The following is a 23,207-nucleotide window of genomic DNA, read 5'->3' as shown; positions in this document are numbered from 1 at the left end:
CGAAGCAATCCAGACTGCGACCCGCGGAAAGATTCTGGATTGCTTCGCTGCGCTCGCAATGACGAAAGGAAACGTCACTCCCCGATCAGCGCCAGCCACTCGTCCTCGGTCAGCACCTTGACGCCATGCTTGTTGGCTTCCGCGAGCTTCGAACCTGCGCCGGGGCCGGCGACGACGAAATCGGTTTTCTTGGACACCGATCCGGACACTTTTGCACCTAACCGCTCAGCGGTGGCCTTGGCCTCGTCGCGCGTCATCTTCTCCAGCGAGCCCGTGAACACCACGGTCTTGCCCGCGACGGCGGAGTTGCCCTTCGGCTTTTCGGCGTCGATGATCTCGACCTCCCTGGTCAGCCGCTCGACGATGCCGCGATTGTGGCTCTCGCCGAAATAATCCGCGATGCTCTTGATCACGGTCTCGCCGATCTGGTCGAGCGCATCCATCTCGGCCACCGCCTCCTCGTCGCCCTTGGCGACCTTGAGGCTGGCGTCGTGGAAGGCGTCCCAGGAGCCGTAGCCGCGGGCCAGCGCCAGCGCCGTGGTCTCGCCGATATGGCGCATGCCGAGCGCGTAGATAAAACGTTCCAGCGCGATCTTCCGACGGCTCTCGATCGCGCCGAACAGATTGCGCACCGAGGTTGCGCCGTAACCCTCGATGTCCTCCAGCTTGAGTTTCGAATTGCGCTTTTCCAGCGTGAAGATATCGGCTGGCTCCTTCACAAAGCCCTCGTCGAAGAAGTACTGGAGCTGCTTCTCGCCAAGACCGTCGATGTCGAAGGCGCGCCGCGACACGAACAGCTTCAAATGCTCGATCTTCTGATAGGGGCAGGCGAACTCGCCGGTGCAGCGAGCGCGTGAGCCCTCTTCGCCAGCGGCCGTCTCTCCTCGCACGACGTCGGTATGCAGCGGACACGGACATTTCTTGGGGAAGTGGTATTCCTTAGCGCTCTTCGGCCGCATGTCGAGGACGACGTCGACCACCTGCGGGATGACGTCGCCGGCGCGCTGGATCACGACGGTGTCGCCGATCCTGATGTCGCGGCCCTCGCGCAGCACCTCGCCCTTGTTGCCGATACCCTTGATGTAGTCCTCGTTGTGCAGCGTGACGTTCTGCACGATCACGCCGCCGACGCCGACCGGTTCGAGCTTGCCTACCGGCGTGAACGAGCCGGTGCGGCCGACCTGGATCTCGATGTCGCGCAACACCGTCGTGGCGCGCTCGGCCGGGAATTTGTGGGCAATGCCCCAGCGCGGCGTGCGCGAGACGAAGCCGAGCCGTTCCTGCCAGTCGATGCGATCGACCTTGTAGACGACCCCGTCGATGTCGTAGTCGAGCTTTGCGCGCTGCTCCTCGATCGCGTGATGAAACGCGAGCAGCTCCTCGACGGAGTGACAAAGCTTCGTCAGCGGGTTGGTCTTGAAGCCGCAGCGCTCGAACCAGCCGATCATGCCGCTCTGCGTACCCTCCGGCATCGCGCTCATCTCGCCCCAGGCATAGGCGAAGAAGCCGAGGGGGCGCGAGGCGGTGATGGTCGGATCCTTCTGCCGGAGCGAGCCCGCGGCCGAGTTGCGTGGATTGGCGAAGATGGTGCCGCCTTCCGCCTTCTGCCGCTCGTTGAGCGCCAGGAACGCCTTCTTGGTCATGTAGACCTCGCCGCGCACCTCGCAGACGTCTGGGACGTTGCGGCCCTTCAGCTTTTGCGGCACGTCTTCGAGGGTGCGGATATTGGCGGTGACGTCCTCGCCGACCGCGCCGTCGCCGCGCGTCGCGGCGGTGACGAGTTCACCGCCCTCATAGCGCAGCGACATCGAGAGGCCGTCGATCTTCGGCTCGGCGGAGAAATCGATTCTGTCGTCGTCGAGCTTCAGGAAGCGCACGATGCGGCCGACGAAGTCGCGCAGATCCTCTTCCGCAAAGGCGTTGTCGAGCGACAGCATGGGGACGGCATGCCGCACTTTCTTGAAGCGGCCCGACGGTGCAGCACCGACTTTCTGCGACGGCGAGTCCGCACTGACGAATTCCGGGAAGCGCTTCTCGATCGCGTTGAAGCGCTGGCGTAGCGCGTCATACTCGGCATCGGTGACGGTGGGCGCGTCGTCCTGGTAGTAGCGTTCGTTATGCCCCTCGATCTCGAGCGCGAGCCGCATGTGCTCGACCCTGGCCTGCGCCTTGGTGAGGTCAGCGACGTCGCGAAGCGGTGTTGATTTGGATTTTGCTGCTCTGGCCATGGTGCTTGGATACGATGGAGCGGGCGGGAGGGTAAAGGCGGTTACAGTTTCGTACCCCGAACATAACGTTTAGGGCCCCGGCGCTTGCGCGCGTCCGGGACACGAAATCAAGCCGTGGCTGCCTTGAGCAGCCGGTCCGCGGCAGCCCTCGCCTCCGCGGTGATCTCGGCGCCGGCGAGCATCCGCGCGATCTCCTCGCGGCGGTGGTCGGCGGCGAGCGCGTTGACGCGGGTGGCGACGCGCTTGCCCTTGTCCAATGCGTCCTTGGAGATCAGCAAATGCTGGTCGGCACGGGCGGCGACCTGCGGGGCGTGGGTCACCGCCATCACCTGGACCTTGCCGGCGAGCCGCGCCAGCCGTCCGCCGATCGCGTCCGCGACTGCGCCGCCGACGCCGGTGTCGATCTCGTCGAACACCAAAGTCGGCGCCGAGCCGCGGTCGGACAGCACGACCTTCAGCGCCAGCAGGAAACGCGACAGCTCGCCACCGGAGGCGACCTTCATCATCGGCCCCGCCTTTGTGCCCGGGTTGGTCTGCACCCAGAACTCGACGCGGTCGAACCCTTGCGGCCCTGGCGCTGCCTCGTCGGTCTGGACCTGGGTCATGAACTTGGCGCGTTCGAGCTTGAGCGGCGCGAGCTCGGCATTGACCGCCTTGTTGAGCTTCTCCGCCGATTTCTGCCGCGCCATCGACAGCTTCTTGGCGGCCGTCGCATAGCGCGCATCGGCCTCGATCGCGGCCTGCTCCAGCTTTTTCAGCCGTGAGGCGCCGGCATCGATCAGGACGACATCGGCGGCATATCTGGCGGCAAGTGCTGCGAGCCCGTCGACCGGCGTCGAATATTTGCGCGACGCTGCACGCAGCGCGAACAGCCGCTCCTCGATGCGTTCGAGCTCCGAGGGATCGAAATCGGTCGCGGCCAGCGCCGCCTGGAGATGCTGGTCGGCTTCCTCCAGCGCGTTGATCGCGATGTCGATCGCCCTCACCGCGGGTTCGACCAGCGCCGGCGAGTTGACGCCGCGACGCTCCAGTCGACGCACGGCCGCCGACAGCGAGGCGACCGGCGAATGGTGGCCGCCGACCGCCTCTTGTGCCTCGCGCAGGTCGGAGGCGATTTTCTCGCCCTGCATCATCGTGGTCCGACGGGACGCCAGCGAGGTCTCCTCGCCGTCCTTGGGCGCGAGCTGCTTCAATTCGTCGGAGGCGTGGCGGAGGTAATCGGCTTCGCGCGCAGCGCGCTCCATGCCGGCACGATGCTCCTCCAGCGCGGTATTGGCGGTGCGGCGGGCGTCCCAGAGCCCTTCGACCGCCGAGACGTCCTTTTCGAGACCGGCGAAGGCGTCGAGCAGGCGGCGGTGGGTGGCGGCATCGACCAGCGCGCGTTCGTCGTGCTGGCCGTGGATTTCGACCAGGGCAGTACCGACCGCCTTCAGCGTCTGCACGCTGATCGCCTGGTCGTTGATGAAGGCGCGGGTGCGGCCGTCGGCGAGCTGGACCCGGCGGAGAATCATCTCGCCAGTATCCTCCAGCCCGTTCTCCGCGAGGATTTTGGCCGCGGGATGGTTTTTTGGGATATCGAATACGGCAGTGACCTGCCCCTGCTCCGCGCCGTGGCGCACGAGGCCGGCATCGCCGCGGCCGCCGAGCGCCAACGCAAAGGCATCGAGCAGGATGGATTTGCCCGCACCGGTCTCGCCGGTCAAAACCGCGAGGCCCGGTGCGAATTCGATATCGAGCCGTTCGATCAGGACGATGTCACGGATCGACAGACGCGCCAGCATGGAACTCTATTTCCTAGCCGAGGCCCATTTTCTTGAAGGTCTTGCTAATCCAGGACCCCTGATTCTCGCTCGGTTCGAGACCGCCCGATTTTACAAGATTATAGGCGTCCTTGTACCAGCGACTGTCAGGAAAATTATGCCCGAGCACGGCGGCGGCCGTCTGAGCCTCGCCGACGATCCCGATCGCCATATAGGCCTCGGTCAGGCGGTACAGCGCCTCCTCGACATGGCGGGTGGTCTGGTACTGCGTCACCACGGCCTTATAGCGGTTGATCGCCGCCGTGTAGTCGCGCTTCTGCGCGTAATAGCGGCCGACGTTCATTTCCTTGCCGGCGAGCTGGTCGCGCGCACCTTCGATCTTGGCCTTGGCCGAGGTCGCATATTCGGAGGTCGGATATTTGCGAACCACCTCTTCCAGCGAGGCGATCGCCTTCTCAGTGCGGGTCTGGTCGCGGCTGATGTCCGGAATCTGGTCGTAATGCGAGGCGGCAATCAGATACTGCGCGTAGGCCGCATCCGGGCTGCCGGGATGCAGCGTGACGTAGCGGGTGGCCGCGCCGATGCAGCTGTCGTAATCGCCGCCCTGGTAGGACGCGTAGGCCGACATCAGCAACGATTTGCGGGCCCAGTCGGAATAAGGATGCTGGCGGTCAACCTCTTCGAACTTCTTGTTCGCCGCCTTCATGTCCTTCTTCTCGTTCATGAGGTACAGGCCCTCATTGTAGATCTTGTCGGCGGGCTCCTCGACGAAGGTGTCGTCCTTGGCGGTGAACTTGTCCCAAAGCGCGCCGGTGCCGCAGCCGGCCAGCGGCAGCGCGAGCGTGATGAAGGCGGCGGCGTGAAGCAGCCCACGAATCCCAGACAAGGCCGAGAAGTATCCGCGCGTCATACGCTGTGCCGACATGAATATTGCCCTGACGCCCTGTGGTGCGGTGTCCGCCAGCCCATGAACCCCGTCCTGGGCGCGAAATAGTGCCGTGGCGCCTGCCGTGCGACCACGCCGGTGTAACCGAAAAACGATCTTCAACCAACCGGATAGGCACGCATTCCGCCCGGATTAAGGCGAACGCGCCGCAATCCTAACCGATCATCGTTACCAGGAGTTTCCCGGGGAAAGCCGCCGCCAAACGCCCATGGCAACGGGTCTCTTCAGGTCCGTCTCTTCGGGAATGTCTCGCTTCAGGAAACGTCTCTCTTTTAGGAAACGTCTGGCCCGTAGACCGCGGCGATCCGGCCACCCACGATGCCGCGACCGGTTTCGGCCACCGGACGCGTGGTGCGGCGGGCTGCCTCGCCCTCGACCACCCGCCAGGCGGTGCGGTCGGCGAGCAGCGCGGTCAGGACGGCGTGGTTGAGCTTGTGGCCGCCACGTACCGAGCGGTAGGCGCCGAGCAGCGGCAGACCGGCCAGCGCGAGGTCGCCGATCACGTCCAACACCTTGTGGCGGGCGCATTCGTCGGCGTAGCGCAGGCCTTCGGTGTTGAGCAGCCGTTCCTCGTCGAACACGACGGTGTTGTCGAACGAGGCGCCGAGCGCATAGCCCGCGCTCCAGAGCCGCGCGACGTCGCACATCAGACCGAAAGTCCGGGCCCGGCCGACTTCGCGGCGGAAACGCTCCGGGTTGAGGTCGAAGGCGTAACTCTGCTGGCCGATGACAGGATTGGTGAAGTCAATCTCGACCTCGGCACGGAACCCGTCGGCATAGGGCCTGATCTCGCCGAAGGAGTCGCCGATCTTGACCGAGATCGGCTTCAAAACTTGGATGAAGCGGCGCTGTGCCGGCTGGGTCACGATGCCGGCCTGGTCGATCGCCGCAACGAAGGCTGCCGCGCTGCCGTCCATGATCGGCACTTCCGGCCCGTCGATCTCGATGATGGCGTTGTCGACGCCCATGCCCCGCAGCGCAGCAAGCACATGCTCGGCGGTGGAAACCAGCGGGCCGTTGCGATCTCCGAGGACGGTAGCGAAATCGGTCGCGATCACCTGCTCGGCGGTGGCCTGAACTTCGCGGTCACTTCCCTCGAGCCCGGTACGGATAAAAACAAAGCCCGCGTCGACAGGCGCGGGTCCAAGCGTGAGCGTGACGGGAAGACCGGAATGAACGCCGACGCCTGCCACACTGGCTTGCGCACGAAGCGTTGTTTGCCGGCTAAATTTCATCAGGAACCGCCCCACTACGACCACCGCGACTTATACTGGACCCGACTGAGCGGCTGAGACCGCTCGCTTCCGAATCCGTATCCCCAAGTCACGGCAAACCATAGTCACTGCCTCAAACAGCGCCAACTCACGCTTTTTTACCGATTGTTACCCCAAACCCGCCGTATTCGCGCCAAGGCTTAACCAAATTGGACCGGAGTTTGGGACCGTTTTCGGCAGTTTTACTGAACCATCGAATACGTAATTAATGATTTAAAATCAGTTGCTTGGCTGCGCAATCCGGATATGCACGGGGCAAAAGAAAAGGTCCCGGCAAGCTTCCCGCCGGGACCTTTTTTCGTCTGCCTTATTGTAACAATCCTCAGGTCGCCTGCCGCCGCAGGAAGGCCGGGATATCAAGATGGTCGTCTCCCTGTGGCGCCGGGGCAACAGGCGCAGGACGGCCGTGCATGTCCAGGCCCTGCGGCGCGGGACGACGGGCATACTCGGACACCGGCTCGGTGGACGCGATTTGCTGCGCCACGGTCTTCTGGGGGCGGCGATCGGGCAGCGGCGGCATCGCGGGACCGGCGGTGCGGGCCGCGATCGGCGCCTCGCTCTCCTCGTCACGACGGCCGAGGCCGACATTGGCGAGGCGCTGCAGCAGCGACAGCCGGGTCTTCTGCGGGGTCTCTTCTTCGACCTCGCCGCGGGCCTGGCGAAGCTCGGCCTGGGCGGGCATCGGAAGTTCCTCGATCCGCGGCATCCGCGGTGTGCGGACCGGCGCACGCTCGGCCTGCGGCGGGATGAAGGTTTCCGGCGTCATCGGCTCATGCATGGCCATCGGCGCCTGCTCGGGCTCCGGGAACAGCGTGGGCTTCTGCGCGATCGGGCGCACGGTGACGTCGCCATAGGTCTGCATCGGCGCGGGAGCCTGCGGAACGTCCGCAACGGCGGCGGCGATGGCGGCAAGCGCAGCGCGCTCCACGTTCGGACGCGGAGCCGTGGGAGCGGCGGCAAACTGGCCCGTTCCTGCGGCCGGGGTCTGCGCTTCGAACTTCTGGGCGCGCTCGGCCATGCGCTGATTGTCGGCGCGCAGCCGCGCGGTCAAATCGGCAAGGCGGCTCTCGGCAGCCGCGGCCGGAGCCTGCTGAGCCTGCGGTGCCGGGTTCGCAACCGGCGCACTGGTGGCCTGGGTGTTACGAGCGATCGCGGCCTGCTCGATGCCGGTGGCGACGACCGAGACGCGGATCAGGCCGTCGAGCGCCTCGTCGAAGGTGGCGCCGACGATGATGTTGGCGTCCTGGTCGACTTCCTCGCGGATGCGGGTCGCGGCTTCGTCGACCTCGAACAAAGTGAGGTCCTTGCCGCCCGTGATGGAGATCAGGAGGCCTTTGGCGCCCTTCATCGAGCTGTCGTCGATCAGCGGGTTGGCGATCGCGGCTTCAGCGGCGGTCAGCGCGCGCTTGTCGCCGGAGGCTTCGCCCGTGCCCATCATCGCCTTGCCCATTTCCTTCATCACCGCTCTCACGTCGGCGAAGTCGAGATTGATCAGGCCTTCCTTGACCATCAGGTCGGTGATGCAGGCAACGCCCGAATAGAGCACCTGGTCGGCCATCGCGAAAGCGTCGGCGAAGGTGGTCTTCTCGTTGGCGACCCGGAACAGGTTCTGGTTCGGGATGATCAGCAGCGTATCGACGACCTTGTGGAGCTCGTTGATGCCCGCTTCCGCGGTGCGCATACGGCGACCGCCCTCGAAGTGGAAGGGCTTGGTCACGACGCCGACGGTGAGGATGCCCATCTCGCGCGCGATCTTGGCGATCACGGGAGCCGCACCGGTGCCGGTGCCGCCGCCCATGCCGGCGGTGACGAACACCATGTTGGCGCCCGAGAGATGGTCGCGGAGCTCGTCCATGACCTCTTCGGCAGCCGCCGCGCCGACCACCGGCTGCGAACCTGCGCCCAACCCTTGCGTGGCGGCCGTGCCCATCTGCACGATGCGCTGCGCCTTCGACATCGTCAGCGCCTGCGCGTCGGTGTTGGCGACCACGAAGTCGACGCCCTGGAGGCCCGCCGTGATCATGTTGTTGACGGCGTTACCACCGGCGCCGCCGACGCCGAACACGGTGATGCGGGGCTTCAGTTCGTGAATATCAGGAACATTGATGCTGATGGTCATGTTTGCCTCTCGATCACGCGCGCGTGGGTTCGCCCCGGCCGGCGGCCGCGGGAGTTGGTGAAAATCGAATATTGCGGGAAGGAGTCATCAGAAGCCCTCGCGTAGCCATCGTCCGACCTTTCCGAAATACCCGCCGGTCCCCGTCCTGACCTGCTGCCGCGTATGCCGCGGTTCGACATGTTCGTGGTGAACATATTGCGGGTAGACGAGCAGTCCGGCCGGCACCGCGAAGGCGGCGTTCTTCGCCTCGTTGGGCAGCCGGCCGAAACCGAGCGGACGTCCGACCCGCACGGGCCGGCCGAGAATCTGCGTTCCGAGCTCAACGAGACCGGTGAGCTGCGAGGCCCCGCCCGAGAGCACGACACGGCCGTTGGGCTCCGAGGCGAAGGGCGAATCCTTCAGCTTGTCCCGAACCATTTCGAAGACTTCCTCGGCACGATGCTTGACGATGTTGGCGATGGTAGCGCGGGAGACGATCTGCGGCAGATCCTGCTCGTCACCGGCTGTCGGTACAGACATCAGCTCACGCGAGTCCGATCCGCCGGTGATGACGGTCCCATATAACGTCTTGATTCGCTCGGCATCGGCAATGGTCGCGGAGAGTCCGCGCGCCAGATCCATCGTGATGTGTTGCCCGCCGACCGCAAAACCCGCGGCATGTACGAACCGGCCGCCGGAAAAGACCGCGATCGTGGTGGTGCCCGCCCCCATCTCGACCACGGCGGCGCCGAGATCGGCCTCGTCGTCGGTCAGCACCGACAGGCCGGCCACATAGGGGCTCGCCGCCATGGCTTCGACGTTGATGTGGCAGCGTTCGACCGCCAGCATCAGGTTCCGCGCCACGGTGGCGTCGCAGGTGACGACGTTCATGTCGATGCCGAACTGATGCGCAACCATGCCGCGCGGGTCGCGGATGCCTTTGACGCCGTCGAGCGTGTAGCCGACCGGCAGCGCGTGCAGCACGGTGCGGCCTTCGCCGGTGGCGTGGCGCATGCCGGTGGAGGTGACGCGGCTGACATCGGCCGGCGTCACGGCGCCGCCGCGGATGTCGGCGGCAGCTTCGACCAGCTGACCGGAGAGCCGGCCGCCGGAGACCGATAGCAGCACGGACTCGACCCGCACCTTGGCCATTTTCTCCGCAAGCCCGACGGCCTGTCGTACCGCCTGCTCGCATTCGCCGAGATCGATCACGGCGCCGGCCTTCATGCCGCGCGACTGGATCTGGCTGTAGCCGATCAGCTCCACCGCATGGGTCCGGTCGCGCAGGGCTTCGCTCGGCGCCGACGGCTTCAGCCGCGCGATCATGCAGGCGATCTTGCTGGTCCCGATGTCGAGGCAGGCGACGAGGCCGCCGCGCTTGTGCGGCATCGGGCGTGTCTTTGGTGTCTGGGTGCGATCAAGACCGGTCATGCAGCGTCCCCGGCCTTTTTCTTCTTCTTGTCCTTGAACAAATCGTCCCGCGCCTTGGCAGCGTCCTCGGACAGCTGCACCACCAGCCGATCGGGCAGGCGCAGGTCGACCGCGACGATGTCGCGGGAGAACAGCCTGTCCTCCTTATCGAGCCTGGACAGCATCGCAAGCGCGTTGCCGACGTCCTGCTCGGGCAGGCGGATGTCCAGGCCGTCCTTGAGCCTGAGGTTCCAGCGCCGCTCACCGACGAAGATCGCGGCCTTGGTGATCGAATTGACCTGCGGATAGCGCGCCAGCAAGGCGAGGAAATCGCGGGCCTGCGTATCGGCGCCCTTGCCGACCACGAGCGGCAGCGACAGGAAGCGGCGCGAGACATAGGGTTCGAGCACGGCGCCGTCATCGGCGATGACGGAGAGCCGGCCGGCCTCCTGCCACAGCGCGAACGCCTTGCGCTCGGTGAGCTCGATCATGAGCTGGCCCGGATAGAGCTTCAGCACGGTCGCATCCGCGATCCAGGGATTGGCCTTGAGCTTGTCGCGCACCGCGTCGGCGTCGAGGAACAGCAGCGAGGATCGGCCGCTGACGCCGCCGATCGCGAGGATCTCGTCCTGGCTGAGCTGCTTGCGGCCGTTGATCACGACCGAGGTGATGCGGAAGCCGGCGGAATTGGCCAGCGCGTTACGGGTGTCGTTGACCGCCGTGATGAAATCCTGGAGATGACCGCCCTTGACGATACCGAAGCCGCAGCTTCCGATCAGGAGCAGCACCGTCATGGTGATCCCGACCCGGCGCGGCAGATAGCGCTCGACCAGCGCGACCAACCGCGGCGGCGGCTCGCGCTGGATGACGGCCTTGGCCCTGGTCTTTTCCTTGGCGGCGGCACGCGCGCCGTGAACTCTTTCCTGACGCTTGTCCTGCACCCACTCGCGCAGAAGCACGACCGCTCCGATAGCGGCCGCCTTCAGGTCAGCTTGGGGCCTCAGCGATCTGAAAAGCGACCGAGTGAGGCTTCCTGCTCCATCCATTGCACGAGCTCGTCAACAGTTTGCCCGCGACATCGCGCGGGTCCTGGCGAACATGACGTCTCGGACTTGCCGGGCCGGGTGCTGGTCTTCAGCAGAAGAAAACCTCTCCCCTTCAGAGCGTTCGCTGGGAGTGACAACACCCGCAACGGTCCACGCGCCGGCAGCCAAAGCGTCATATGCGCCGCCAGCGTTAACCTTCGGACGTCCTGGTAAACAAAAGGTAAAGTTCGTTAACGACGTGAGCGTTTTGCCCAGGCCTGTGAGGCATTTATGCCGCAATATCCGGCATTTTACCGGTTTTGGGTTCCAAAACCGGCCGTTTCGCCGGTTCGGCCGTTAACCAGTCCTAATTATTTTCGCACACCGGCCACAGCGAGCTCGACCAGGCCGCGCAGGAAGTCAACGAACGCGATGCCCTCGGCCTTCAGCGCCTTGGGGTAGAGCGAGGACTTGGTCAGCCCGGGCAGCGTGTTGGTTTCGAGATAGATCAGCCCCTTGTCCGAGACGATGAAGTCCGAACGGGAATAGCCGGTACAGGACATCGCCCGGTGCGCCAGCATCGCCTGCTGCTTCAGTGCGGCGGTGATCTCGGGCGCGAAACGGCCCGGACAGATCTCCTGGGTCGACTTCAAGAGATATTTCGCCGCGTAGTCGAAACTGCCCTCGCCCGGAATGATCTCGATCGGCGGCAGCGACATGATGGAGCCGTCCGGCCGCTCCAGCACGCCGCAGGTCGCCTCGACGCCGGCGATGTAGGGCTCGATCACGTACTCTTCGTGCTTGGCGGCATTGCGGACGGCGACGAGATCCTGCTTGGCGTTGACGAAGATCAGGCCGTAGCTCGAGCCATCCCTGGCAGGCTTTGCGATCAGCCGGCCATATTCGGCGAAGGCCTCGTCGATCTGGTCCAGCGCAATGTTGGCCGGCGGCGACACGCCGCCGAGCGCGGCGAAATGTTTGGCCGCGAACTTGTCGAACGCGAGATGCGAGGAGGCCGAGCCCGATCCGGTGAAAGGCACACCGCGCGCCTCGCACATCACCTGCAACTCGCCGTTCTCGGCGCGCCCGCCGTGCAGGCCGAGCACCAGCACGCGATCCTCCGCTTTGGCCTGGTCGAGCGCCTGCTCCAGCGGAATGCCTGACGTGCCCGGCTTGAACTCGTCCTCGAACGGACGGGCATGTTCGAGCAGTTGCTTCGACTGCACGACATGCACCTTGTCCTCGACGTCCCACCACCAGAGATCGGCCTCGGGCAGCGCCTGATGCAGCGCCTGGGCTGAGGCGACCGAAACCAGACGCTCGCGGTTGGAGCCGCCGAAGAGGATGGTGATGCGCATGTTCTCTTGTCGCCTGTCCAAATTTAGCCGGGAATTCCGATCCGCTTGATTTCCCAGTGTAGCTCAATTCCGGAATTTGCCTTCACCCGTTCACGCACGGTCTCGCCCAGCGTCTCGATGTCGTGCGCGGTGGCATTGCCCGTGTTGATCAGGAAATTGCAGTGCATTTCGGACACCTCGGCACCGCCGACGCGCAGGCCGCGGCAGCCGGCGGCGTCGACCAGCTTCCAGGCGGAATGGCCGGGCGGATTCTTGAAGGTCGAGCCGCCGGTCTTTTCCCGGATCGGCTGCGCGGTCTCGCGATGGGTTTGCACTTCCGCCATGCGCGTCCGGATCGCCTCGGCATCCCCCATCTCGCCGCGGAACCGCGCGGAGGTGAAGATGATGGAGGGATCGACGCCACTGTTGCGGTAGACGAACTTCATGTCGGCATTGGAGAAGACGTGCTTCGCGCCGTCGCGCCCGACGCCTCGCGCCTCGATCAACACGTCCCTGGTCTCGCCGCCATTGGCGCCCGCATTCATGCGCAGCGCGCCACCGATCGTGCCGGGAATGCCGAAGTAGAATTCGAGCCCGCCGATATTGGCCGACGCGGCGACTTCCGCCACGCGCTTGTCGAGCGCGGCCGCGCCCGCGGTGACGACATCGCTGTTCGCGCTCGCCTCGCCAAAGGCGCGCGGCGCCAGACGAACCACCACGCCCGCAATGCCGCCGTCGCGCACGATCAGGTTGGAGCCGACACCGACGACATAGACGGGAATGTCGCTTGCGAGATGCGCGAGGAAGTAGGCGAGATCGTCCTCGTCCGCCGGCGTGAACAACACCTGCGCGGGACCGCCGACACGAAACCAGGTGAGCTCGGAGAGCGACTGGTTCGCCAGCAGCCGGCCGCGAAGATCGGGCATCGCGGCTTTGAGGTCGGATGTGATGTCGGGGAAGCTCACTGCCCTACCCCAGCGCCTTCAACTCGCCGGGCAAGGCATACGCCCATTGCGTGATGTTGCCGGCCCCTAAGCACACGACGAGATCTCCCGACTTCGCCACGCCCTTGACGATGCCGGCGAGATCGGAGGCCGCCGGCAGCGGGATCACCTCGCGGTGGCCGTGGGCGCGCAGGCCCGCGGCGAAATGGTCGCGATCGATGCCCTCGATCGGCGTCTCGCCAGCGGCGTAGACGTCGGCGACGATCACCGCATCGGCGTCGTTGAAACAGGTGCAGAATTCCTCGAACAGCGACTGCAGGCGGGTGTAGCGATGCGGCTGCACCACGGCGACGATCTTGCCGCCGGTGGATTCCCGCGCCGCCTTCAGCACGGCCGCGATCTCGACCGGGTGATGGCCGTAATCGTCGATCACGGTGATGCCGTTCCACTCGCCGGTCTTGGTGAAGCGGCGCTTGACGCCCCCGAAGCCGGCGATCGCCTTGCGGATCGCCTCGTCCGACACGCCGAGTTCGCGCGCGACCGCAATCGCGGCCGTCGCGTTGGAGGCATTGTGGCGTCCCGGCATCGGCAGCATGAGATCGGAGATCTCATGCACGGCGCCCGTCTTGCGATCGCGGAACGCAACCTTGAACTTCGATCCGCCGCCCGTCGGGGTCAGGTCGACGAAGCGCACATCGGCCTGCGGATTCTCGCCATAGGTGATGATGCGCCGATCCTCGATCTTGCCGACGAGAGTCTGCACCACGGGATGATCGATGCACATCACGGCGAAGCCATAGAATGGCAGGTTCTCGACGAAATGCCGGAACGAGTCCTGCACGGCTTCGAAGGTCTTGAAGTGGTCGAGATGCTCGGGATCGACATTGGTGACGATCGCGACCTCGGTCGGCAGCTTCAGGAACGTGCCGTCACTCTCGTCGGCTTCGACCACCATCCAGTTGCCCGCACCGAGACGCGCGTTGGAGCCGTAGGCGTTGATGATGCCGCCGTTGATCACGGTGGGATCGAGGCCGCCGGCGTCGAGCAGCGTCGCGACCATGGTGGTCGTGGTGGTCTTGCCGTGCGTGCCGGCGATCGCGACGCAGCTCTTCAGCCGCATCAACTCGGCCAGCATCTCGGCGCGGCGCACCACGGGGATGCGCCGTTCGCGCGCCGCCGTCAGTTCCGGATTGTCGCGCTTGATCGCGGTGGAGACCACGACGACGTCAGCGCCGTCGACGTTCTCCGCCTTGTGGCCGACCGAGACCCTCGCACCGTTCTTGCGCAGACGGTCGAGATTGTAATTGTCGGACGCGTCCGAGCCCTGCACGGAATAGCCGAGATTAAGCAGCACCTCGGCGATGCCGCTCATGCCGATCCCGCCGATCCCGACGAAGTGGATGGGTCCGATCTCGCGCGGCAGTCTCATGCTCTGTTCCCTGACCTCGCCGCCGGAAAGGGCGGCGTCTGGCGAAGGTCACGGCAAATCAGCCGCGCGCCTTTCCTACTGGATGCCCCGCTTTAGAAGGCGAAGACAAGGGCTTTTTCGCGTCAGATTCCCGCGATTTTGGCCACCAGATCGGCCAGCCGCTCCGCTGCGTCGAGCCGGCCGGCGCCGCGGGCGGCCTGCGCCATGGCGGCAAGACGCGCGGGCTCGGCGGCGAAGGCGGAGATCTCGGCGGCGAGGCGATCGGAGGAAAACTCGGTTTGCGGAATGCGGATCGCACCGTCGACCTTGGCCAGCACGCCGGCATTGGCGAACTGGTCCTGGTCGATCGCGCCCGGCAGCGGCACCAGGATCGAGGGCCGCCCGATCGCGGCGAGCTCGGCCACGGTGCCGGCGCCTGAGCGCGACACCACCAGATGGTTGGAGGCCAGCCGCGCCGGCAGATCGGTGAAAAACGGCGCAAGCTCGGCCTTGATCTTCAGTCCGTCGTAGACCGCACGCACGCGCGCCATGTCCTCGTCGCGCACCTGCTGGGTGAGGACGAGCCGGCTCCACAGCGCAGGCTCGAGGCGCTCGATCGCGCCCGGCACGATGTCGGCCATGATGCGCGCGCCCTGGCTGCCCCCGACGACGAGCAGGCGCAGCGGGCCGTTCACTTCAGGCGCAGCATACGGCACGCCAGCTGCGGCGAGGATCGCCGGCCGCATCGGCGTGCCGACCGTGGTGGTCTTGCCTGATAGCGCCGGATCGCGGTCGAGCACGCCGGGCAACGACGTCGCAATGGCGCGGACGCGGCTCGACAGGAACCTGTTGGCGCGGCCGAGCACGGCATTGGCGTCATGAATGATGCCGGGCACGCCGGCGAATTTTGCCGCGACCAGCGGCGGCAGCGTCGGATAGCCACCGAAGCCGACGACGGCGACCGGCTTCAATCGCTTGATCAGGCTGTAGGCGGACAACGTGCCGGCCGCGAGCGTCAGGCCGGCATAGGCGAGCTGCAGCGGATTGCGTCCACGCGCAGTCTCGCTCGAGACGACGTCGATCATGTCCTTGGTGAACAGGCCGCTATAGCGCAGCGCGCGCTCGTCGGTGACGAGGCGGACGCGGAATCCGCGCCGGATCAGCTCGACGCCGAGCGCCTCAGCCGGAAACAGATGGCCGCCGGTGCCGCCCGCGGCGAGAAGAATCAGGGGGGAGGTGTCCATGGTGGCGAGTTTTACAGTGTCTCCCCCGTCATTGCGAGCGAAGCGGCGAAGCGAAGCAATGACGAAAAACTACGCGTAGCTGCGCATCGCCTCGGCGTGGCCGCTCGCCTCGACCTCGGTGCGCGGCCGCAGCCGCGTCAGCGCCAGCATCATGCCGACACCATAGGCCAGCGACACGATCGAGGAGCCGCCATAGGAGATGAAGGGCAGCGTCATGCCCTTGGCGGGGATGAGCTGGAGATTGACCGACATGTTGATGGCGGCCTGCACGCCGAACAGGATCGCAAGACCCGAGGCAGCAAAGCGCGAGAACATGTCCTCGTTGGCATAAGCGCGCGACAGCGTGCGAATGACGACGAAAGCAAACAGGGCCAGCATCGCGAGGCACAGGATGATGCCGAACTCTTCAGCGGCAACCGCGAACACGAAGTCGGTGTGGCTGTCCGGCAGGCTGCGCTTGGCAATACCCTCGCCCGGTCCGAGCCCGAACCAGCCGCCGTTGTAGAAGGCCTCCATGGCGGTATCGACCTGGAAGGTGTCGCCCGAGGCCGGATTCATGAAGCGCTTGATGCGGCCGGCGACGTGGGGAACAAAAAGATAGGCGCTGAACAGTCCGGCGGCGCCGAGGCCGGCGAGCCCGAACACCCAGATCATCCGCATGCCCGCGATAAAGAACAGCGAGCCCCACACCATCAGGATCAGCATGGTCTGGCCGAAGTCGGGCTCCATGACGAGAAGCGAGACCAGCATCAACAGCAGCGCGAGCGCCATCGAAGTCGCCGGCATCTCCGGCCGCTTGGTGGATTCGGCGAACAGCCAGGCGGCGATGACGACGAACGACGGCTTTGCGATTTCGGATGCCTGGATGTTGACGCCGATCAGCGTGATCCAGCGCCGCGAGCCCTTCACCTCCGGGCCAATCGCGAGCGTCAGCACGATCAGGACGATGCTGGCCGCGAAGATGATCAGCGCCGAGCGACGGATTGCCCGCGGCGACAGAAAGGACACCCCGAGCAGCACCAGGCCGGACGGCGCCAGGAACATCACGTGGCGGCTGAAGAAATGGAAGGGATCGAGCCCGATGCGGGTCGCAACCGGCGGGCTCGCCGCCAGCGACAGGATCACGCCGGTCAGCATCAGCGCGAGGATGGCGCCCATCAGCGGCTTGTCGACGGTCCACCACCATTCGGAAAAGGGGGTGCGTTCTTCACGGGAGAGCATGGCGGCCGCTTTCGGACAGAGGTCGGTCCATTGGTCGCCGAGGTTGGTTACCGGGGGGTTAAGGCGAGAGATAACTTTTCGGAGTTGTGGAGCGACGCCCTCTAGGCTTTCGCCAGGAAGAAATTTCCTTTTCCAAGTCGTGATCCGTGGACAACTCCTCGATCGCTTGCTTCGCAGCCGCGCTCCTGGATTTTCTCAAAGCTCGCAATAACAAGAGGCGGCTCGGACCGTGTGACCTGTCCTTGGCAAGGGCAATCAGTTCATTGATCGTGCTGTCGGTTGTTGTTGCCGCCAACGCGACGGCGAGGCCGTCCTCTACGCCGCGACGGCGAGTACCATTGTCATGACCGGAGGCAGCTTTGCGGTATTCCGCGACAAGAATTGGCCAAGCATAGCGCGCATCAGGAACGGCAAGGATTCTGGCCAATGTCTCCCGCGTTGGATCTGAGTAAGGCAACACAAGATGCTTCAGAAGGACCGGAATGGCAGCGGGATACGGAACGGACCTCACAATGAGGTCTGAGAGGAACTTAATGCCAATGCCCGCCGCCTGAAGTTCATTAACAATTGGCGCCTGTTCTTCCTTGAAACGCGCCATCCGCTCAGCCAAGGCGAGCTCGCGCTCTCTCTTCCTGGCCAAAAATTCGGGATCAGATTCTAATATAGCGGCTAGTTCAGCAGCCGTTACCGGTGGGCGCCTCTTTGTCATTGAGCACTCGTTTCATGACCAGCATCCCTACACCACCGGCTTCACGCCCGGCAGCGCCTGCACCAGCTCGCGGAACCTGGTGCCGCGAATCTCGAAATTGCGGTACTGGTCGAACGACGCGCAGGCGGGTGACAGCAGGACGACCGCGTCAGTGATGCCCGACGCCTCCGCGTCGCGTGCGGCTTGCTCGACGGCGACGTCGAGAGTCTGGCTGATCTCATGCGCCACTTGCGTGCCGAGCGTGCCGGAAAACTCCTGCGCGGCTTCGCCGATCAGATAGGCTTTTCGTATGCGCGGGAAGTAGCAGGTGAGGCCGGTGATTCCGCCGGCCTTCGGCTTGCCGCCCGCGATCCAGAAGATGTCCGAAAAGGAAGACAGTGCGTGCGCGGTGGCGTCCGCATTGGTGCCCTTGGAGTCGTTGACGAACAGCACGCTGCCGCGGCGGCCAACCTGCTCCATGCGATGCGCCAGGCCTGGAAAGCTCCGCAGGCCGTTCTGAAGCACATCGAGGCCGATGCCCATCGCGAGCGCGGCGGCGGCGGCGCACGCCGCGTTCTGCGCATTGTGCAGGCCACGCAGAGAACCGATGCCGCCGAGCGCCGCGATTTCACTGCGTGCGCCGCCGGAATTGCGCACAATGGTGCCGTGCTCGACATGGATGCCGCTGGCCAGCGGATTTTTGACGGAGATGCGCACCACATTCTTGCCGGCGCGATCGAGCCGGTCGGCGATATCGCGGCAAAAACCGTCGTCGACGCCGACAATCGCCGTGCCGCCCGGCTGCACACCGGCAACGAGGCGCTCCTTCACCGCAGCGTAATGCGCGATGGTGCCGTGGCGATCGATGTGGTCCTCGCTGACATTCAGCAGAATGCCGACGGAGGGATCGAGCGAGGGCGTGAGGTCGATCTGGTAGGACGACATCTCGATGACGTGAACGCGGCCCATGCGCGGCGGCTCCAGCGACAGGATCGCGGTGCCGATGTTGCCGCCCATCTGGGTGTCGTAGCCGGCGACCTTGGTCAGATGCGCGATCAAAGCCGTCGTGGTCGATTTGCCATTCGTGCCGGTGATGGCGACGAACGGCGCGTCCGGCGCGTGCCGGCGCCGTTCGCGACAGAACAGTTCGATGTCGCCGATCACCTCGATAGCGGCCTCGCGCGCCTTCAGCACGCTCCAATGCGGCACCGGGTGGGTCAGGGGAACGCCGGGCGCGAGCACCAGCGCCGCGAAATTCGCCCAGGAGACATTGCGCAAATCAGCCGTGATGAAGCCGGCTTGCGCGGCCTTGGCGACGTTGTCGGCATTGTCGTCGGCGGCGATCACCTCGGCGCCGCCCGCCTTCAGCGCGTGACAGGACGCGAGCCCCGAGCCGCCGAGGCCGAACACCGCGACCGTCTTGCCGGCAAAGGACGTGACGGGGATCATCGAGCGCTCACCGCAGCTTCAGCGTCGACAGGCCGGCGAGCGCCAGCATCACCGAGATGATCCAGAAACGGATCACGATCTGGGGCTCGGTCCAGCCGAGCTGCTCGAAATGGTGATGGATCGGCGCCATCCGGAAGATGCGCTTTCCCGTCATCTTGAACGACACCACCTGCACGATGACGGAGACCGCCTCCAGCACGAACAGGCCGCCGATCACCGCGAGCACGATCTCGTGCTTCACCGCGACCGCGATCGCACCCAGCATGCCGCCGAGCGCGAGCGAACCGGTGTCGCCCATGAAGATCGAGGCCGGCGGCGCGTTGAACCAGAGGAAGCCGAGACCGGCGCCCAGCAGCGCGCCGCAGAGCACCGCGAGTTCGCCGGTGCCGGCAACATATTTGATCTGGAGATAATCGGCGAACACCGCGTTGCCGGCGAGATAGGCGATCATCGCAAAGCTCGCGGTCGCGATCATCACGGGCACGATGGCAAGGCCGTCGAGACCGTCGGTGAGGTTCACCGCGTTGCCGGCGCCGACGATGACGAAGGCGCCGAACACGACGAAGAACCAGCCGAAATGCAGCACGGTGTCCTTCAGGAAAGGAATCGTCAGCGCGGTCGACGCGGGATCGCGGTTCAGCCGCACCAGCGCGTAGCAGGCAACCAGCGCAATCGCCGCCTCGATCAGCAGGCGAAGCTTGCTGCCGAACCCGGTCGTGGTCTGCTTGGTCACCTTGAGATAATCGTCATAGAAGCCGACGAAGCCGAAGCCGAGCGTCACCGCCAGCACGATCCAGACGTAAGGATTGAGCGGATTGGCCCACAGCACCGTGCCGACCGTGAGGCCGGACAGGATCATCAGCCCGCCCATGGTGGGCGTGCCTTTCTTGGCGAGATGCGATTGCGGACCATCGGCCCGGATCGGCTGCCCCTTGCCTTGCCGGATGCGCAGATGGTCGATGATCCAGGGCCCGAACAGGAACACGAACAGCGCGCCGGTGACGACGGCGCCGCCGGTGCGGAAGGTGATGTAGCGGAAGACGTTCAGGAAGGTGCGAACGGCACCGAAGCCCGGAAATGTGTTGGAGAGCTCGATCAGCCAGTAAAACATTCAGACGGTCCTATGGCGCCTTTGCACGCGCCTTGATCTTGGCCTTATCAACCTGTCTCACGCGCATTCGCTGGTCTTCATCCTGGGGTCGGGCGACCTCTAAAGAAAACGAACGGCTTCGCGCCGGAAAGGGTGGGATTCGGGAACAGCGCCTTCCAAGCAGTTTACGCCCTTGCCTGCAAGGCGGCCACTAGGCCCGGCACAAACTTGTTGACCCAGAACATCTTCTTGCTGCCCTTGACAACCACGACATCGCCTGCCCTCAGCAGATTTGCGACCTCGCCCGGCTTCAGCGTAACGGGGTCGTCGTGCCAGCCGAGACCCTTGCCGGCTGGAAGCGCCTCGAACAGGTGACGCATCAGGGGCCCCACGCAATAGACCCCGTCAATGCCGTCGAGATGCCTGGCGAGATCGGTGTGATAGGCCGGCGCGCCGTCGCCGAGCTCCAGCATATCGCCGAGCACGGCAATGCGGCGGCCGCCGGTGGTGTTGCGCGCCTGCAGGCTTTGCAGCGCGGCAGCCACGCTCGCCGGATTGCCGTTGAAGCTGTCGTCGATCACAGTGATGCCGCCGACCACCTCCTCGACGCCACGGCCGGTCATGATGCCGACCCGGTCGAGCTTGATCGCAAGCGTCGCCGCATCGAGGTTGGCCGCACGGATCGATGCGAGCGCGGCGAGCGCATTCTGGACGCGGTGCGGCGCCCCCGGCGTCAGGCTGAACGCGATCTCTTTCTTGCCGAGCGCGGCTACGACCTGCCAGCTGTCGCCATGCGGCGCGTGCGCGACCTCGTGCACCTCGGCTTTGTCGCCGAAGCGTATGACCTTGCCTTTCCAGTCCGGCGCCTTGATCCCGGCGGGCAGCACCAGCACGCCTTCCGAAGGCAGGCCGAGTGCAATCGACACCTTCTCGCGGCGGATGGCTTCGAGCGAGCCAAGCTTCTCCAGATGCACCGGCTGGACGTTGACGACGAGCGCGACCGTCGGCCGGGTCAGGTCGCTGAGCCGCGCGATCTCGCCGGCCTGGTTCATGCCCATCTCGACGACCCAGAGACTGGCATCGGGCCGCGCATTGCACAGCGTCAGCGGCACGCCCCAAAAATTGTTGAAGCTCGACGGGCTGGCATAGGCATTGGGGTAGGCCGCGAGGAATTCCTTGGTGCTGGTCTTGCCGGCGCTGCCGGTGAGCCCGATCACCGGTCCGTTGAAGCGCGCACGTGCCGCGCGCGCTAGGCCCCAGAGTCCGTCGATCAGCGTGTCCTTGACGACGATCTGGGGAATGCGGATGCCCGCGATCTCGTGCGGCACGATCATCGCGACGGCGCCTGAGGCTTCCGCCTTGTCCGCGAACTCCCAGCCGTCACGCGCGCTGGCGAAGGCCGAAATGAAGCCGCCGCTCGGGGTGCCGCTCAGCGCCACGAACAGGCAGCCCGGTTTCACCAGCCGGCTGTCCTGGGTGACGAAGTCGATCGGCGTGTCCGGGAACGATCCGGCGACGCCCAGCGCGCGCGCCACTTCGGCCACCGTCCATATGGGCGCACTCATGCAATCCTCGACGCTAATGCGGCGGCGACCGCCTCGTGATCACTGAAGGGCAACACCTCTCCGCCGACGATCTGCCCGGTCTCGTGGCCCTTGCCGGCGATGAGCAGCGCATCGCCATCTTCTAATTCCGCGATCGCGGTGCGGATCGCAACGGCGCGGTCGCCGATTTCGCGGGCGCCCTTGGCGGCGGCGAGGATCTCGGCGCGAATGGCCTCCGGCTTCTCGCTGCGCGGATTGTCGTCGGTGATGATGATGCCGTCGGCGTTGACGGCCGCGATCTCGCCCATGATCGGACGCTTGCCGGCATCGCGGTCGCCGCCGGCGCCGAACACGACGACCAGCCTGCGCCTGGCGTAGGGACGCAGCGCCTGCAGCGCCTTGGCCAGCGCATCGGGCTTGTGCGCATAGTCGACGAAGATCGGCGCGCCGTTGCGCTCGCCGACGCGCTCCAACCGGCCTTTGGCGCCCTCGAGATGTTCGAGGCTCGCGAACACGTCTGCTGCGTCGCTGCCGGTGCCGATGGCGAGACCGGCCGACACCAGCGCATTCTCGATCTGGAATTCGCCGACCAGCGGCAGCCGGATCGTATGCCGCTTGCCGCGATGTTCGAGCGCGAGCACTTGCGAAAACCCTTCGACCTCCGCACCGGCGAAACGAATGCCCTCGCCGGCCCCGTCGCCGTTGCGACCGACCGCCATCACGCGCAAGCCGCGCGACTTTGCCGCGTCGATTGCCTCCGCCGAGCAATCATGATCGGCCGAGATCACGGCCGCGCCTCCCGGCGGAACAAGTTCGCGGAACAGCCTGAGCTTGGCCGCGAGATAATGCGCGACGGTCGGATGGTAATCCATGTGGTCGCGCGAGAGATTGGTGAAGCCGCCGGCGGACACGCGCACGCCGTCGAGCCGATATTGGTCGAGTCCGTGAGAAGAGGCCTCGAAGGCGAGATGCGTGACGCCTTCGCGCGCGATCTCGTCCAACTGCCGGTGCAGCGCGATCGGATCGGGCGTCGTCAGCGAGCCGTAGACGGTACGCTTCGGTGAGACCAGGCCGATGGTTCCGATGCTGGCGGAGGCATGCCCAAGCCGCTCCCAGATCTGTCGGGTGAATGCGGCAACCGAGGTCTTGCCGCTGGTGCCGGTCACCGCCGCGATGGTCGCAGGCTGCGCGGGGTAGAATTTGGCCGCGGCCAGCGCCAGCGCGCGGCGCGGATTGGCGACTGTGATGAACGGCACCTTGCAGCCATCAGGCGCATGATCGCCGACAACCGCGACCGCGCCGGCGGCAATCGCGGCATCGATGAAGCGTGCACCGTCGGTCTTGCTGCCTGCGAGCGCAAAGAAGAGATCGCCCGGCTTGACCGCGCGGCTGTCGAGGGCAACGCCGCTCACGTCGAACGCCGCGACGGCGGGCTCGATTGCGGCATCATTGACCTGAACGTTCTGATCGAGGAGGTCGCGCAGCTTCATGGTCTTCCAGTCGACATGGCCGCGCCGGAAGCCGAATCTCCAGGGAAATCC

Annotated in this window: 17 protein-coding genes; all 17 read right to left on the bottom strand. The window is 65.4% G+C overall.

Going from position 1 to position 23,207, the window contains the following annotated elements:
* Nucleotides 1-74: 74 nt before the first annotated feature.
* Entirely contained in the window at nt 75-2,228 is a 2,154-nt protein-coding gene (ligA, locus tag AC0L20_RS11415; protein ID WP_473288603.1) for an NAD-dependent DNA ligase LigA, read from the bottom strand.
* A gap of 107 nt (nt 2,229-2,335) precedes the next feature.
* Nucleotides 2,336-4,009 carry a DNA repair protein RecN gene (gene recN / locus AC0L20_RS11410; protein ID WP_473288602.1) on the bottom strand — a complete coding sequence of 558 codons (1,674 nt, stop codon included), beginning with the start codon at nt 4,007-4,009 and terminating at the stop codon, nt 2,336-2,338.
* 13 nt (nt 4,010-4,022) lie between these two features.
* Nucleotides 4,023-4,913: an outer membrane protein assembly factor BamD gene (locus AC0L20_RS11405; RefSeq protein WP_456768423.1), complete on the bottom strand. Its 891-nt coding sequence runs from the start codon at nt 4,911-4,913 to the stop codon at nt 4,023-4,025.
* 293 nt (nt 4,914-5,206) lie between these two features.
* Complete coding sequence (lpxC, locus tag AC0L20_RS11400; RefSeq protein ID WP_026232696.1) at nt 5,207-6,169, bottom strand: UDP-3-O-acyl-N-acetylglucosamine deacetylase; 963 nt, start codon at nt 6,167-6,169, stop codon at nt 5,207-5,209.
* A 361-nt stretch (nt 6,170-6,530) separates the two neighbouring features.
* Nucleotides 6,531-8,327, bottom strand: a complete 1,797-nt coding sequence (gene ftsZ / locus AC0L20_RS11395; protein ID WP_473288601.1) for a cell division protein FtsZ — start codon at nt 8,325-8,327, stop codon at nt 6,531-6,533.
* 87 nt (nt 8,328-8,414) lie between these two features.
* Entirely contained in the window at nt 8,415-9,737 is a 1,323-nt protein-coding gene (ftsA, locus tag AC0L20_RS11390; protein ID WP_007613530.1) for a cell division protein FtsA, read from the bottom strand.
* On the bottom strand, nt 9,734-10,762 hold the full coding sequence (locus AC0L20_RS11385; RefSeq protein ID WP_473288600.1) for a cell division protein FtsQ/DivIB: 1,029 nt from the start codon (nt 10,760-10,762) through the stop codon (nt 9,734-9,736). Before AC0L20_RS11385 ends, ftsA begins: the two co-directional genes overlap by 4 nt.
* Before the next feature lie 350 nt (nt 10,763-11,112).
* The gene (locus AC0L20_RS11380; RefSeq protein ID WP_473288599.1) at nt 11,113-12,099 is read right to left on the bottom strand and encodes a D-alanine--D-alanine ligase family protein; all 987 of its coding nucleotides are present in this window, start codon (nt 12,097-12,099) and stop codon (nt 11,113-11,115) included.
* A 23-nt stretch (nt 12,100-12,122) separates the two neighbouring features.
* Nucleotides 12,123-13,043, bottom strand: a complete 921-nt coding sequence (murB, locus tag AC0L20_RS11375) for a UDP-N-acetylmuramate dehydrogenase (protein WP_473288598.1) — start codon at nt 13,041-13,043, stop codon at nt 12,123-12,125.
* Nucleotides 13,044-13,047: 4 nt separating this feature from the next.
* The gene (murC, locus tag AC0L20_RS11370; RefSeq protein WP_473288597.1) at nt 13,048-14,451 is read right to left on the bottom strand and encodes a UDP-N-acetylmuramate--L-alanine ligase; all 1,404 of its coding nucleotides are present in this window, start codon (nt 14,449-14,451) and stop codon (nt 13,048-13,050) included.
* A 122-nt stretch (nt 14,452-14,573) separates the two neighbouring features.
* Nucleotides 14,574-15,674 (bottom strand): undecaprenyldiphospho-muramoylpentapeptide beta-N-acetylglucosaminyltransferase, encoded by a 1,101-nt coding sequence (gene murG, locus AC0L20_RS11365; protein ID WP_473288596.1) that lies wholly within the window; start codon nt 15,672-15,674, stop codon nt 14,574-14,576.
* Nucleotides 15,675-15,743: 69 nt separating this feature from the next.
* Complete coding sequence (ftsW, locus tag AC0L20_RS11360; protein ID WP_456768416.1) at nt 15,744-16,895, bottom strand: putative lipid II flippase FtsW; 1,152 nt, start codon at nt 16,893-16,895, stop codon at nt 15,744-15,746.
* A gap of 58 nt (nt 16,896-16,953) precedes the next feature.
* A complete protein-coding gene (locus AC0L20_RS11355; RefSeq protein ID WP_473288595.1) occupies nt 16,954-17,505 on the bottom strand; it encodes a hypothetical protein in 552 nt (183 codons plus the stop codon).
* A 126-nt stretch (nt 17,506-17,631) separates the two neighbouring features.
* A complete protein-coding gene (murD, locus tag AC0L20_RS11350) occupies nt 17,632-19,032 on the bottom strand; it encodes a UDP-N-acetylmuramoyl-L-alanine--D-glutamate ligase (RefSeq protein ID WP_473288594.1) in 1,401 nt (466 codons plus the stop codon).
* Between the two features lie 7 nt (nt 19,033-19,039).
* Nucleotides 19,040-20,143 carry a phospho-N-acetylmuramoyl-pentapeptide-transferase gene (gene mraY, locus AC0L20_RS11345; protein WP_007600847.1) on the bottom strand — a complete coding sequence of 368 codons (1,104 nt, stop codon included), beginning with the start codon at nt 20,141-20,143 and terminating at the stop codon, nt 19,040-19,042.
* Nucleotides 20,144-20,307: 164 nt separating this feature from the next.
* Nucleotides 20,308-21,687, bottom strand: coding sequence for a UDP-N-acetylmuramoyl-tripeptide--D-alanyl-D-alanine ligase (locus AC0L20_RS11340; RefSeq protein WP_473288593.1), 1,380 nt, complete (start codon nt 21,685-21,687; stop codon nt 20,308-20,310).
* Complete coding sequence (locus AC0L20_RS11335; protein ID WP_473288592.1) at nt 21,684-23,156, bottom strand: UDP-N-acetylmuramoyl-L-alanyl-D-glutamate--2,6-diaminopimelate ligase; 1,473 nt, start codon at nt 23,154-23,156, stop codon at nt 21,684-21,686. Before AC0L20_RS11335 ends, AC0L20_RS11340 begins: the two co-directional genes overlap by 4 nt.
* Nucleotides 23,157-23,207 lie beyond the last annotated feature (51 nt).

This window comes from Bradyrhizobium sp. Kon58, from assembly GCF_055807455.1.
The sequence above is the reverse complement of the archived record's forward strand: the minus strand, read 5'-3'. Positions and strand labels throughout refer to the sequence as shown.

Excerpts from the sequence above, each read along its gene's own strand:
- ftsW (WP_456768416.1), bottom strand. The coding sequence starts at position 16,895 with ATGCTCTCCCGTGAAGAACGCACCCCCTTTTCCGAATGGTGGTGGACC.
- murC (WP_473288597.1), bottom strand. The coding sequence starts at position 14,451 with ATGAGACTGCCGCGCGAGATCGGACCCATCCACTTCGTCGGGATCGGC.
- AC0L20_RS11340 (WP_473288593.1), bottom strand. The coding sequence starts at position 21,687 with ATGAGTGCGCCCATATGGACGGTGGCCGAAGTGGCGCGCGCGCTGGGC.
- AC0L20_RS11335 (WP_473288592.1), bottom strand. The coding sequence starts at position 23,156 with ATGAAGCTGCGCGACCTCCTCGATCAGAACGTTCAGGTCAATGATGCC.
- AC0L20_RS11385 (WP_473288600.1), bottom strand. The coding sequence starts at position 10,762 with ATGGATGGAGCAGGAAGCCTCACTCGGTCGCTTTTCAGATCGCTGAGG.
- ftsZ (WP_473288601.1), bottom strand. The coding sequence starts at position 8,327 with ATGACCATCAGCATCAATGTTCCTGATATTCACGAACTGAAGCCCCGC.
- AC0L20_RS11405 (WP_456768423.1), bottom strand. The coding sequence starts at position 4,913 with ATGTCGGCACAGCGTATGACGCGCGGATACTTCTCGGCCTTGTCTGGG.
- mraY (WP_007600847.1), bottom strand. The coding sequence starts at position 20,143 with ATGTTTTACTGGCTGATCGAGCTCTCCAACACATTTCCGGGCTTCGGT.
- recN (WP_473288602.1), bottom strand. The coding sequence starts at position 4,009 with ATGCTGGCGCGTCTGTCGATCCGTGACATCGTCCTGATCGAACGGCTC.
- lpxC (WP_026232696.1), bottom strand. The coding sequence starts at position 6,169 with ATGAAATTTAGCCGGCAAACAACGCTTCGTGCGCAAGCCAGTGTGGCA.
- ftsA (WP_007613530.1), bottom strand. The coding sequence starts at position 9,737 with ATGACCGGTCTTGATCGCACCCAGACACCAAAGACACGCCCGATGCCG.
- ligA (WP_473288603.1), bottom strand. The coding sequence starts at position 2,228 with ATGGCCAGAGCAGCAAAATCCAAATCAACACCGCTTCGCGACGTCGCT.
- murD (WP_473288594.1), bottom strand. The coding sequence starts at position 19,032 with ATGATCCCCGTCACGTCCTTTGCCGGCAAGACGGTCGCGGTGTTCGGC.
- AC0L20_RS11380 (WP_473288599.1), bottom strand. The coding sequence starts at position 12,099 with ATGCGCATCACCATCCTCTTCGGCGGCTCCAACCGCGAGCGTCTGGTT.
- murG (WP_473288596.1), bottom strand. The coding sequence starts at position 15,674 with ATGGACACCTCCCCCCTGATTCTTCTCGCCGCGGGCGGCACCGGCGGC.